This is a genomic window from Paenibacillus gorillae, from assembly GCF_000513275.1.
Taxonomy (GTDB): Bacteria; Bacillota; Bacilli; order Paenibacillales; family Paenibacillaceae; genus Pristimantibacillus; species Pristimantibacillus gorillae.
This window is the reverse complement of the sequence record NZ_CBVJ010000135.1, coordinates 16,055-28,501: the sequence shown is the minus strand read 5'-3', so window position 1 is coordinate 28,501 and position 12,447 is coordinate 16,055. Positions and strand designations below refer to the sequence as shown.

Below are 12,447 nucleotides of genomic sequence, written 5' to 3'. Positions count from 1 at the left end.
TAACGAATCGGAATTCGTTGCGGCATGGCGAGGCGAGTGGTTTATGCAAAAGAGCGAAGCAAATTTCGCAATTCGTGAACCTAGGTTCTCCGAAAGCGAAAGTAGCTTCGCTCTTTCATTCTAGAGGCTATGCACATCAGCTATTAGCGAAAATGGCTTCGCAAATTTGCGAACCAGCTTCGCTATAGGTAAGTTGCCCGGAACGATATGCCTACGCTTTAACTTCAGCTGCGCTAAAGCGGTTGGCTGGCTTGGGCAAGCCGAAGTGCTCGCGCAGCGTGCTGCCCTCGTACTCCGTGCGGAACAGCCCGCGTTCCTGCAGAATAGGTACGACGAGATTGACGAAATCGTCCAATCCGTCCGGCAGCAGAGGAGCCATCAGCATAAAGCCGTCGGCGGCACGTTCCTGGAACCAATACTCCAGTGTATCGGCGATTTTCTCCGGTGAGCCGACCAGATGGTCGCCGCTGAAGGAGCCGGTCAACAAGGAGTAGACCTCCCGAAGCGTCGGATTTTCTCTCGCAATGACAGGCTGATGCTTTTTATAATCGGATTTGCTCTCGTCGACCCGATCGAGCCCGACGTCTACTGCGCGCGATTCCAGCGTGAAGCCGCTAAAATCGACGGTGCGGAAGTAATCGGAGAGGAACCCGATACCCTGTTCATCCGTAATAAGCGCCTCCAACTGCCGAAGCTTCGCTTTGGCGGCTTCATCCGACTCTGCAATGATGGGCGAGATCCCCTGCAAAATATAAACATCTTCAGGTGATCGTCCGGTCGCCGCTGCTTTTTCTTTAAAAGAGCGGTAGAACGTCTGAGCATCCTCAATATTGTATTTAATAGAGAAAATAACCTCCGCCGATTTGGCGGCAAAGCTTTGTCCAGCCTCCGAATTTCCGGCTTGAACAAGCACGGGATGCCCCTGCTGGGAACGCGCGATATTCAACGGTCCTTGCACGGAGAAAAATTCACCCTGATGATTAATACGATGCAATTTGTCCGGGTCGAAAAAGACACCGCTGGCTTTATTCCGCTGGAAGGCGTCGTCCTCCCATGAATCCCAAAGTCCTTGAATGACCTCTACAAATTCTTCAGCCCGCTTATAGCGATAGCTATGCTCATAATGCTCCTGTCCACCGAAATTCAGAGCGGTATTGCCCGACAAATCGCGCGTCGTCACAATATTCCAGCCTACTCGGCCTTTACTGATGTGATCGGCAGAAAGCAGCAGCCGCGCCAGATTGAACGGTTCAATATAGGAGGTTGACGCAGTAGCTACGACTCCGATATGTGTCGTTGCACAAGCAAGCGCCGTAATGAGTGTGATCGGTTCGTAACGATTAAGAATGTTAGGGTGCGATTGCTCATTAATTGCCAGGCTGTCGGCTATAAAAGCGATATCGAACTTACCGCGTTCTGCCGTCTGAGCCAGCTTGCGATAATAGTCGATATCGATGCTTGCATCCGGTTGGGCATGGGGGTGACGCCAGCCAGCCACGTGCATGCCGGTTCCTACCAAGTATGCGGAAAGTTTAATTTGCCGCGGGCGTTGTTGCCCGGATTGTTGCTGAGATTGAGTCATTGAGTAGCCTCCTATCGACAGGTGAAGTTATGAATTTCAAATTAACCAAGTTATTTTATAAGAATAATTGGCTATAATTTACCATCTTCCGGAGACAGCGTCAATGCTCAAAATGATCCTGACAGTCCAGCTATTTTATTTATGGGAGGATACGAAACTAAAGAGCGCAAAGAAGCGAACTTTATGAATTCCCTCTAAAATTCCGTAAACAAGTATTGACACTTCCTGGTTTGTGATTTAAATTATAGAAAATCAATCGGCTTAGTTGGTTATAAAAGCGGCGAGTTGACCAGTAGACTGGAAACTAAGCGCATTACCGGGCAATAGGGACGGTCATGCGCTTAGTTTTTTTCGTTTTAAAGACCAAAATCGGGGGAGAGGCAACATGATTGAGGTATCCAATCTAAGCAAGACCTATAAAACCGGTAATGAAACGGTTACAGCACTCAGCAATATTAACCTAAGTATCCGAAAAGGCGATATTTTTGGCATCATCGGCTTCAGCGGTGCAGGTAAATCGACCTTGATTCGTTGCTTGAACCGGTTGGAGGAGCCCGACACAGGGCGCATCGTAATCGGCGATACAGTCATTACCGACCTGAACGAAAAGGAGCTTCGGCTTGCGAGACGGAAGATCGGCATGATTTTTCAACATTTCAATTTGCTTGATTCACAGACGGTATTTCAGAACATTGCATTTCCGCTCTCCGTAGCGGGTCATCCCAAACCGTATATTCGAGAAAAGGTAAGGTCGCTGCTCGCGCTCGTCGGTCTCGAGGACAAAGAAAATGTCTATCCGTCTATGCTGAGCGGAGGACAGAAGCAGAGGGTTGGCATCGCACGAGCGCTCGTCAACGATCCGGACGTTCTGCTCAGCGACGAGGCGACTTCATCGCTCGATCCGCAGACGACGTATTCCATATTGGAGCTGCTTCAGGATATTAACGCCAAGCTTGACTTGACGATCGTGCTGATTACGCATGAGCTGGACGTTTTGCAGCATGTCTGCGATCGCATGGCGGTCATTGAATACGGCTCTATTGCTGAGACCGGCACAGTCGACAAGCTGTTTCTCCAGCCGGAGAGCCATACAGCCCGACGTTTTGTCAGCATCATTGATTATTATCGTGATAAGCGATCCATTATTGAAGGGTTTGGTGCCGGCATATGAGAGATGACTTGCTTGAACTGCTATGGGAGGGTCTTCAAGAGACGCTTTATATGGTGGCATGGTCCTCGGTATTTGCTTTGCTCATTGGCATAACACTCGGAGTCACACTCGTCGTAACAGAACGTAATGGCATTCTGGCTGCGCCAACGCTTAACAAAATTATCGGGACGCTCATTAATGGCGTTCGATCGCTTCCCTTCATTATTCTGATCGTCTTGCTTCTGCCGGTGGCGCGTTTCGTGGTCGGCACTTCGCTGGGGCCGACGGCCGCAATCGTGTCACTGTCGATAGGCGCTGCTCCTTTTCTAGGGCGTATCATTGAGAACTCTTTGAAGGAAATAAGCGCCGGTAAAATCGAGGCGGCGAAAGCGATGGGCGCCACTCCTTGGACGATCATTTTCCGTGTATTGATTCCCGAAGCGCTTCCCGCCCTTGTGCGGGGCATTACGATTGCGGTTATTGCAATTACCGAATTTACTGCCGTAGCTGGTGCAATAGGTGCAGGCGGCCTTGGCAGTCTAGCAATCCGATTCGGCTATCAGCGCTTTCGCGTAGACATTCTGATCGCTACTGTCATTGTCATCATTGCGCTTGTGCAGCTCATTCAATTTTCCGGTGACGGAGTCGCCCGGTCGATATTGAGGCGAAGAAGACAGCTATAAGAGATGGTTTTACGGCTATACCACATATACCGTTTAGCGAAAAAACAAAGGGAAAGTAGGAGAAAAATATGGTTAAAAAGCATGTATTTACGTTGACTGCACTACTGCTCGTCATTAGCGTGATCCTGGGGGCTTGCGGATCGAACGGCGGCAACGGCGGCAACAGCAAGGCGACGAATGCGCCATCGCCAGAAGCGACGGCTGCACCGACCGAAGCTGCGACAGAAGCGCCTCCGGCAGAAGTTACAATTAAGGTAGGCGCTGCTCCAGTGCCGCATGCGGAAATATTGGAATTCGTAAAGCCGATTCTGAAGGAGCAAGGCGTTAATCTGGAAGTCGTTATCTTGGATGACGAAGGCCAGCTCAATCCGGCGCTAAAAGAAGGCCAAATTGACGCGAACTACTTCCAGCACGTCCCTTACCTGGATTCCGTTAAAGGTGAAAAGGGGTATGACTTTGCTGTAACGGCAAAAGTGCATGTCGAGCCGATCGGCTTCTATTCCGACAAGCTGAAGTCGAAGGATGAGCTGAAGGAAGGCGCGAAAATCGGTATTCCGAACAACCCGTCCAATGAATACCGGGCATTGGTGCTGCTTCAGCAGCAAGGGCTAATCAAGCTGAAGGACGGCTTGACGACGTATGAAGCAACACCTAAAGATATTGTGGAAAATCCGCTTAAGCTGAAATTCGTTGAAGCTGATTCCGCTACGCTGCCAAGAGCGCTGCCGGATTTGGCAGGCGCAGTTATTAACACAAACCTTGTATTGGAAGCGGGTCTTGATCCGAAAAGCGCGATCTTCCGCGAGGACGCAAACTCGCCTTATGCGAATATCATCGTCGTACGCAAAGGCGACGAAAACCGGGATGAAGTGAAGAAGCTGAGCGCAGCGCTGCTGTCACCGGAAGTGAAGAAATTTATTGAAGACAAGTACGGCGTTGCGGTTGTGCCGGCATTCTAATTATTAGTTTGCAGGAAGCTATCTATTAGCTTCAATAAGCGAGACAGCGTCTCCCGTCAATCATGGCGGCGGGGCGCTGTTTCATGATAAAATGCTTTTCAAAACGGTACAGCAAGCCGACAGGAAGGACGAGCCGTGATGATCAAGCTACTGGATGGAACTTTAACGTTAAGAGACGCGGTATTGGAGGATCTGCCCCGCATCGTGGACATTTACAATTCGACGATCTCCTCACGCCAGGTGACTGCCGATCTGGAACCTGTAACGGTAGAAAGCCGTCAGAAATGGTGGGAGGAGCATTCGCCGGATGCAAGACCGTTATGGGTGCTGGAGGAGAACGGAACTATTATCGCTTGGCTTAGCTTTCAATCCTTCTATGGCCGGCCGGCTTATCAGGCGACAGCCGAGCTGAGCATATATATCGCGCAGGAGCAGCGCAGCCGCGGAATCGGCTCACTGCTTATTCGGGAAGCGCTGGAGGCTTGTCCAAGGCTGCAGATCCGTACGCTTCTCGGTTTTATTTTCGGCCATAACGAACCGAGCCTGGGGCTGCTGGACAAATTCGGCTTCGAGCGCTGGGCGCATCTGCCGAGAGTGGCGGAGCTTGATGGCATTGAGCGGGATCTTATTATTGTAGGAAAGCGAATCGAATAGCCCGATCAAGACCATATACTCACTTTCCCATTCGGAATGAGAAACAAAATGCAAAAGTGCATGCTGATGTGCCTCAAACGGTCCAAAACAGCCTTTAAAATGTAAAAGTGCATTTGAAATGACTCAAATTCGCTCTTTCAAGGCAAATTAGGCCAATCAAAATGCACTTTTGCATTTTGAGGCGATAGATCGTCGATAAAGCGGCTGACAACATGCACATTTGCATTATAATTCGTTATTTTTTTGCATTTTATAGGCTAAGCATCGCAAGAGAGTCAGAGACGCATCAGCCGGGATGCGTCTTTTTGTTGCAGACAAGAACCGCTCAGCGATGGTAAAATGTTCCTAACTAAACAGAATGGAAAGGAGGGAATTTGGTTGAATAGTGATCCGGGTGTTTTTGTTTTCATATGGCCGTTTATTTTACTGGGACTTATTTATATTCCAATTCTTGCTCTCGGCATTTATATGTCGGTTTTATTTATCAAATTGGCACGCAGGGGAATTGCCGCCCTTGATATTTATTTAGCGGAAAAAGGACGGAGATTCTAGAGTGGAGCAAGGGCAAACAAAGCAGCTTTCGCCATGGTTAGCAGTTTGGATTCGGCCAAGGGAGACGGTCCGGGCGCAGCTCGATTCCGGACAGCCTGTTAAATGGATGATTCCGATTGCGCTTGGAGCAGGCATTTTAAACGCGTTGGATAAGGTTTCTGGAAGATCTTTCGTAGATACAATGTCTTTGGGAGCGCTAATAGCGTTTATTATTATCGGAGGTATGATTGGTGGTCTTATCGGTTTATATCTAGGCAGCGCAGTATTCGTCTGGATAGGCAGATGGCTTGGCGGTGAAGGCAGTTATTCGGATCTTAGAACGGCTTTGACCATGGGCAGTTATATACCATCGATAGGTATGGGGGTTCTGTGGATTCCCAATCTTCTACTCTATGGTAAAGACAATTTTACGAGTGTTAATCCGTCTAGTGATGCGTATCCAATGTTAAATTACCTGCTGCTAATGGTTAGTCTCTTATTGACAATCTGGAACTTACTCATTTCATTGCATGCGGTAGGTGAAGCTCATCAATTCTCTGCATGGAGAGCTCTGGGCAGCGTTGCTATCATATTTGGAATGCTATTAGTCGTGGTTGTTATAGTGGTTATTTTTTCTGCGATACTTGCCATTTTTTGAGCCGCCTCAATATCTTCCCTTCTTGGTAAGCGAATTTCAGGATGGTTTTGTAAGCCAAAATGAATTATTCTGAAATTAGCTAATTTCGGCGTGCATATACAGAAGGGAGAACGACTCATTGAGTAAATTTTGGAGTCCGCTAGCTGCTTCTCTGGTTCCTTACGTGCCAGGCGAACAGCCAAAGGACAAAAAATATATCAAGTTGAACACGAATGAAAATCCGTACCCGCCGTCTCCAAACGTTTTGGAGGCAATAAAAGCGGCAGCTAACGAAGATCTTCGGCTGTATCCCGATCCAACCTGTGGAGAGCTTTCAAGCGTCGTAGCAGACTACTTCGGGCTGACTTCTAGTCAGGTGTTTCTCGGCAACGGTTCGGACGAGGTGCTGTCTTTTGCTTTTGCCGCTTTCTTTAATCCGGCCAAACCGGTATTGTTTGCGGACATTACATACAGCTTCTATAAAGTGTATGCGGAATTTTATGGCCTGAAGGCGGATTTGATTCCGCTGGACGAGCAGCTCCGCATGCCGCTTGACCTGTTCAACCGGGAGAACGGCGGGATCGTCATACCGAATCCGAACGCTCCTACAGCGATGCTCATTCCTGTGGATGAGTTTCGTGCTCTTCTTGAGCAAAACGCCGATCAAGTCGTCATTATCGACGAAGCCTACATCGATTTCGGCGGCGAATCTGCAGCTAAGCTGGTGAACGAGTACCCGAATGTGCTTGTTGTTCAGACGTTGTCCAAGTCGCGCTCGCTGGCGGGTTTGCGTGTCGGCTGGGCGCTTGGCAGTGAAGAGCTGATCGATGGATTGAACCGGGTTAAAAACTCGTTCAATTCGTATACCATTGACCGTCTGGCACTGGCAGGCGCTATTGCGGCTATTCAGGATGAGGCTTACTTCCAAGAGACAGCTGCTAAAGTAAATGCAACACGCGATGCGGTGGCTGCGGAGCTGGAATCCATCGGCTTTGAAGTCACGGATTCAAAAGCGAATTTCGTCTTTATTTCGCATCCGACAGTGGATGCCGAAGCGATCTTCCTGCAGCTGCGCGAGCAGGGCATTCTCGTCCGCTATTTCAAACAGCCAAGAATCGACCGCTACTTGCGTGTAACGATTGGAACGGATGAGGAGATGGAAGCTTTTCTGCAAGCTGTGAGAGGAATTGTGGCGCTGTAATGGATGCCGGGAAAAAACGCAGCTTTCGGAGAGCAACATTAATTGCCGTGCTTGCAAGCGTTATTTATGCTTTAATCGGGAATACTTTTTTTAACATGGCCTACTACAGCGATGCCGTCTTTACCAACAGCTATTGGATTGCTGGGGTGCTGGCAGCGTTGTACGCCGTGCCTGTCGTCGTATGGTTCCGCAACCGATACTGGTATTTCCCATTGTTTATACCGGTGCTGTGGGTACCATTCGCGATTATTACAGGCTTGCTATTTCCTCGGCTGCCAGAGGGCGCAATGGGCGGGGGCATGCTTCTCCTATTCATTCATATTTTGAATTTGGGAGCAGTCGCGCTTGGTGTTGCTCTAGGGATGGCGGTCAACGGCATCATGACTGCTTGGCGAAAGCTCAACAGGGAAATAAAGGCGCAATAGCCTATTTCCTTTTTGTTAATTCTTCGTGTTATAATGAGGACAAGTGACTGGTTCGGATTTTTTTGGTTTGAGTATATGAACGTCGTCAGTCTAATAATTAGGAGGTTTATTGTTGAATAACAAAAAAGAAAACAAGCTATCCATTTTTGCCTTGGGCGGCGTAGGCGAAATTGGTAAAAATATGTACGCAGTGCAATATGCGAACGATATTATTGTAATTGATTGCGGTTCCAAGTTCCCTGATGAAGAGCTTCTGGGCATCGACATTATCGTGCCGGATATCTCTTACCTCATCGAGAACAAAGACAAAGTTAGAGCGCTGCTCATCACGCACGGCCATGAAGATCACATCGGCGGATTGCCTTATATTCTGAAGCAGCTTAGTCTGCCGGTATATGCAAGCCGGCTGACCATGGGTTTGATCGAAGGAAAACTGAGGGAAGCGGGCCTGCTCGGCACGACGGAAAGAACGTTGATTCATTCCGATTCCGTGCTCAAGCTGGGTTCAATGACAGCTTCGTTCTTCAAGACGAATCACAGTATTCCGGACTCCTTGGGCGTCGTGCTCGATACTCCGGAAGGCGTTGTTGTTCATACAGGCGACTTCAAATTCGATCAAACACCGGTTGGCGACTATCATGCGGATATTCATCGGATGGCGGAAATCGGAAGTAAAGGCGTTCTTGCATTGCTCTCTGAGAGCACGAATGCAGAGCGTCCCGGCTTTACTCCTTCAGAGCGCATCGTTGGTGCGAATTTCATCGACGCTTTCCGCAAAGCGGAGCGCCGTGTTATCGTATCGACGTTCGCTTCGAACGTGCACCGGCTTCAACAGGTTATTGACGCCGGCCACGTAACAGGACGCAAGCTGGCTGTTATTGGCCGCAGTATGGTAAACATGATTACGATCGCATCGGAGCTAGGCTATTTGAACATTCCGGATGGCATGCTCATCGAGCCAAACGAGGTTAACCGTTATGCGGACAACCAGGTCGTTATTCTATGTACCGGCAGCCAAGGCGAACCGATGTCGGCGCTTACGCGCATGGCTCGCTCGAATCATCGTCAAGTGGAAATTCTCGAAGGCGATACTGTCATTATCTCCGCTACCCCGATTCCGGGCAACGAGCGGAGCATCGGCCGTACGGTAGATGAATTGTTCCGTCTGGGAGCGAATGTCATTTACGGTTCCGGCTCCGCAACCGGGATGCACGTATCCGGCCACGGCAGCCAAGAAGAGCTAAAGCTCATGCTTCAACTTATGGCTCCGAAATATTTTATTCCGATTCACGGCGAGTACCGGATGCAATTGCATCATAAGAAGCTTGCTGTTGCGGTTGGCGTCGAAAGCGACAATATCTTTATTGTCGACAACGGCGAGATCGTAGAAATTGTGGGCGGCGATGCCCGCAAATCGGGTAAAGTACCGGCAGGCAATACGTATATCGACGGTCTGGGCATCGGCGATGTCGGCAATATCGTGCTTCGCGACCGCAAGCATCTTTCCCAAGACGGCATTCTTGTCGTCGTTGTAACGATCAGCAAACAGGATAAAACGATCAAATCGGGACCGGATATCATTTCCCGCGGCTTCGTCTATGTACGTGAGTCAGAGGGGCTGCTTGAAGAAGCGGGCCGAATTGTATCGAGAACGATAACGAAATCCATCAGCGACAACGTCAATCAATGGACGACGCTGAAATCAAATGTCAAAGACTCGCTCGGACGATTCCTATACGAGCAAACGAAAAGAAAGCCGATGATTCTTCCTATCATCATGGAAGTGTAATCGGCACCTAACCAGTCCACTTTTAACTTTGATTAGTGAGCCGATACAAATACGAAGTAAAGCCTCGCTCAGCAGGCGGCATAGCCGTCTGTATGTGCGGGGCTTTTTGCGCATTGCGAAAGTTCGGTGAAAAGGCTTGTCCAGGGGTTGACTTTTATACGGGAAGGTCATAAAATAGCGTGAGACTAACGTTCGTTAGGTAAGGGAACATTATTAACGTTCAGGCTGCTTCAGCCAATGAAAACGAGAAAGGGTTGATCCCCATGCAGCCGCCTTCGAGTGGGAAGACGACGTCGGAAAAGATTATACAAGCGGCTTTGACGATGTTTGCCGATTCCGGATATGAAGGGACATCGATGTCGGAGATTGCCAAAGTGGTAGGCATTAAGACGCCATCCATCTACGCACATTTCAAATCGAAGGAGCAGTTGTTCCTCCAATTATGTGAACAAGGCATCGCCGAGGAACGGGAAGCCTTTCGGGAATGCTTTAGGGTTTCCGCAGAAAGGACCGCTAAGGAGAACATACAGCAAGCATTTGATTTTTTCACCGATTTCAGTCAACTGACGGCCGGCCAATCTTTTCTAAAGCGTTCTATGCTGGTGCCGCCCCGCCATTTGCGTGATCAGCTGCGGATCAGCTTTATTGCCTTTGAATCAGAATTGAATGTGCAATTGGAGCAATTATTTATACAGGGTATGGAGGAAGAGTTGTTTCCCAGACAAGATGCAGCACGAATGACTGCACAGTTTTATAACGCTATAGACGGTTTATTGGTGGAGTATCAGCTTTATGAGGACTCCTTGTATCAGGAAAGAAAACGAATAATAGGCGAGTCGTTAATGCGAATGTGGACATTGGCGGTTTAGGAGGAGAATCATTATGGCTTGGGTTTATTTGATATTGGCTGGTTTGTTAGAGGTAGGCTGGACGTTTGGCTTGAAGGAGTCCAAGGGCTTTACGGTACTGGTTCCAAGTGTGATTACCGTTATTCTTATCGTTATCAGCTTCATGCTGCTGGCCCGCGTCATGCGATATATTGAAATCGGGACCGCGTATGCGATCTTTACTGGGATTGGTACGGTAGGCACCGTTATTCTTGGCATCGCGCTCGGCGATTCTGCCGATCCGCTCAAACTGATGTTCCTGGGCATTCTTGTTATTGGTATTGTCGGATTGAAGCTGGTATCGGGAGATAAAGCGGAAGACAAGAAGGATAAAACAGATTCAACAACTCGCAACGGAATAAGCTTATCTGCTTCGGAGGCAGCTTCCGGAAAGGAGAGGGCATAACATGGCATGGTTATTTCTGATTTTATCCGGCATAGCAGAAGTCGGGGGCGTTACTTCAATGAAGCTGTCGGACGGGTTCCGCAAATGGAAAGGGACCGTCGGAGCTGTAGTTTTCGGTTTCTTCAGCTTTTACCTGCTCTCCAAAGCGCTGGAGGGCATTCCTCTCAGCACCGGCTATGGCATCTGGACGGGAATTGGTGCAGTCGGAAGCGTGCTGCTGGGCATGGTACTGTTCGGCGATTCACGGAGCTGGAAGAAGCTCTTCTTCGTAGGCTTAATTATTATAGGTGTTATTGGGTTGAAAATGACGGGCGGCAGTCACTAAGTCCCCTCGACTCAAGAGAGAAGACCAGACGACGGAATAGTTCATTCCGATGTCTGGTCTTTTTTTTGAAGCAAAAAGCGGGCGGCAGCCACATAAGCGCTGGCGCCGCCCTTAGAGGGAATGCGGAATGGGTAAAGCTTCGGGCTTCAGACCGATGCTGCGGTATTTCACTAGCGTATAGGGCCAGAAAGAAGGGATTAGTGCTCCCCGTCGAACGTTGCGAGCAATTCCCTTGCCCGGCTTTCATCCTGCTGCAGGACATGAATTCGTTTCAGACCATGGTCTTCCAGCGTTATTTTCGATTTCACTCCATTCTCTTTGAAGTGTGCTTGAAGTCTGTCAATCAGATCAGCCCGAGAACCGCCTTCGGTTCTGATGGCGATCCACTTTTTCCACCATAGCAGTGCCATCATGCGCACCTCCCCGCCTTGCACAGAGTAGCCATTCCGTACATATGTATTCCGCAGGCTGGTGCAAACATGACAGCTGCTGGCAGTTTGATTGAAAAAAATCTAATAGTCATGGTGTGATCTTGGGAATAATGGTAAAATGATCGGCGTAAGCTTGGACACATAATCAGGACAACAGCTGCAATATCCGCAGCCAATAAAATAAAGGAAATAGAGCCTTCCGGCGCTGAGCGTATAAACGAAACGTACAAATCGCAACCTAAGTGAGCATTCGGGCGGCCTGGCTATTGACAAGAGTAACTGTAATTGATAATATTACAGTATGAAGCAGGGAGGCCGTTCACATTGAACAGCGAATTTACGATTGCCGTACACAGTCTCGTGTACTTAGCTTATCTGCCTGAGCGGATGGCCAGCAGCGAGATGATCGCCGATAACGTCGGAACGCACTCCGCCCGGGTACGTAAAGTAATGAGCGGATTGCGCAAAGCCGGATACGTCGATACGCGCGAAGGCGCGGGAGGCGGATACAAGCTGACCATTGATCCGAACGTCGTCACTTTAGGCGACATATACAAGGTAATGGCGCAAGGCTCGTTAATTCCGAGCTGGTGCACGGGAGATCCGGGCATGGATTGCGTCGTTGGCTCGAATATGAACGAAGTGATGTTCGGTATTTTTTGCAAAGCGGAAAAGCAGCTTGAATCACATTTCACAGGAATTACGATTCAGGATGTGCTGAGCCAAATCCACGCATGCGGATAGCTGATTCACAAGTACGGTGTAACGGGTATTTCCCTTTATAATA

At 49.0% G+C, this 12,447-nt stretch carries 15 protein-coding genes; 13 read left to right on the top strand and 2 right to left on the bottom strand.

The genetic code is table 11. The features are described 5' to 3' along the window. Nucleotides 1–211: 211 nt before the first annotated feature. A complete protein-coding gene (locus TY10_RS25930; protein ID WP_042170364.1) occupies nucleotides 212–1,582 on the bottom strand; it encodes an LLM class flavin-dependent oxidoreductase in 1,371 nt (456 codons plus the stop codon). Between the two features lie 385 nt (nucleotides 1,583–1,967). Here TY10_RS25930 and TY10_RS25925 point away from each other — a divergent pair, with 385 nt between their 5' ends. From TY10_RS25925 to TY10_RS25875, 12 genes are all read left to right on the top strand, one after another. Then, nucleotides 1,968–2,753, top strand: coding sequence for a methionine ABC transporter ATP-binding protein (locus TY10_RS25925; protein ID WP_042170361.1), 786 nt, complete (start codon nucleotides 1,968–1,970; stop codon nucleotides 2,751–2,753). Beyond that, nucleotides 2,750–3,415, top strand: a complete 666-nt coding sequence (locus tag TY10_RS25920) for a methionine ABC transporter permease (protein ID WP_042170355.1) — start codon at nucleotides 2,750–2,752, stop codon at nucleotides 3,413–3,415. Before TY10_RS25925 ends, TY10_RS25920 begins: the two co-directional genes overlap by 4 nt. 68 nt (nucleotides 3,416–3,483) lie before the next feature. Beyond that, on the top strand, nucleotides 3,484–4,374 hold the full coding sequence (locus TY10_RS25915) for a MetQ/NlpA family ABC transporter substrate-binding protein (RefSeq protein WP_042170353.1): 891 nt from the start codon (nucleotides 3,484–3,486) through the stop codon (nucleotides 4,372–4,374). A 138-nt stretch (nucleotides 4,375–4,512) separates the two neighbouring features. Further along, nucleotides 4,513–5,028 carry a GNAT family N-acetyltransferase gene (locus tag TY10_RS25910; protein ID WP_042170348.1) on the top strand — a complete coding sequence of 172 codons (516 nt, stop codon included), beginning with the start codon at nucleotides 4,513–4,515 and terminating at the stop codon, nucleotides 5,026–5,028. A gap of 378 nt (nucleotides 5,029–5,406) precedes the next feature. After that, nucleotides 5,407–5,580 carry a hypothetical protein gene (locus TY10_RS30655; protein WP_155986052.1) on the top strand — a complete coding sequence of 58 codons (174 nt, stop codon included), beginning with the start codon at nucleotides 5,407–5,409 and terminating at the stop codon, nucleotides 5,578–5,580. Between the two features lies 1 nt (nucleotide 5,581). Continuing rightward, nucleotides 5,582–6,217 carry a YIP1 family protein gene (locus tag TY10_RS25905; protein ID WP_042170345.1) on the top strand — a complete coding sequence of 212 codons (636 nt, stop codon included), beginning with the start codon at nucleotides 5,582–5,584 and terminating at the stop codon, nucleotides 6,215–6,217. Between the two features lie 118 nt (nucleotides 6,218–6,335). Then, the gene (gene hisC, locus TY10_RS25900; protein ID WP_042170343.1) at nucleotides 6,336–7,397 is read left to right on the top strand and encodes a histidinol-phosphate transaminase; all 1,062 of its coding nucleotides are present in this window, start codon (nucleotides 6,336–6,338) and stop codon (nucleotides 7,395–7,397) included. Beyond that, entirely contained in the window at nucleotides 7,397–7,822 is a 426-nt protein-coding gene (locus TY10_RS25895; protein ID WP_042170341.1) for a hypothetical protein, read from the top strand. The genes hisC and TY10_RS25895 overlap by 1 nt, the downstream gene beginning before the upstream one ends. A gap of 109 nt (nucleotides 7,823–7,931) precedes the next feature. Further along, the gene (locus TY10_RS25890) at nucleotides 7,932–9,611 is read left to right on the top strand and encodes a ribonuclease J (protein WP_420329429.1); all 1,680 of its coding nucleotides are present in this window, start codon (nucleotides 7,932–7,934) and stop codon (nucleotides 9,609–9,611) included. Between the two features lie 263 nt (nucleotides 9,612–9,874). Further along, nucleotides 9,875–10,480, top strand: a complete 606-nt coding sequence (locus TY10_RS25885; RefSeq protein ID WP_042170335.1) for a TetR/AcrR family transcriptional regulator — start codon at nucleotides 9,875–9,877, stop codon at nucleotides 10,478–10,480. Between the two features lie 13 nt (nucleotides 10,481–10,493). Continuing rightward, entirely contained in the window at nucleotides 10,494–10,904 is a 411-nt protein-coding gene (locus tag TY10_RS25880; protein ID WP_063510467.1) for a DMT family transporter, read from the top strand. 1 nt (nucleotide 10,905) lies between these two features. After that, complete coding sequence (locus tag TY10_RS25875; protein WP_042170333.1) at nucleotides 10,906–11,229, top strand: DMT family transporter; 324 nt, start codon at nucleotides 10,906–10,908, stop codon at nucleotides 11,227–11,229. Nucleotides 11,230–11,426: 197 nt separating this feature from the next. Here the strand turns inward: TY10_RS25875 and TY10_RS25870 are convergent, their stop codons facing one another. Beyond that, nucleotides 11,427–11,642 carry a hypothetical protein gene (locus tag TY10_RS25870; protein WP_238328026.1) on the bottom strand — a complete coding sequence of 72 codons (216 nt, stop codon included), beginning with the start codon at nucleotides 11,640–11,642 and terminating at the stop codon, nucleotides 11,427–11,429. Nucleotides 11,643–11,984: 342 nt separating this feature from the next. On the opposite strand from TY10_RS25870, the gene TY10_RS25865 reads away from it, so the two are divergent. Then, a complete protein-coding gene (locus TY10_RS25865; protein WP_042170326.1) occupies nucleotides 11,985–12,404 on the top strand; it encodes an RrF2 family transcriptional regulator in 420 nt (139 codons plus the stop codon). Nucleotides 12,405–12,447: the final 43 nt, after the last annotated feature.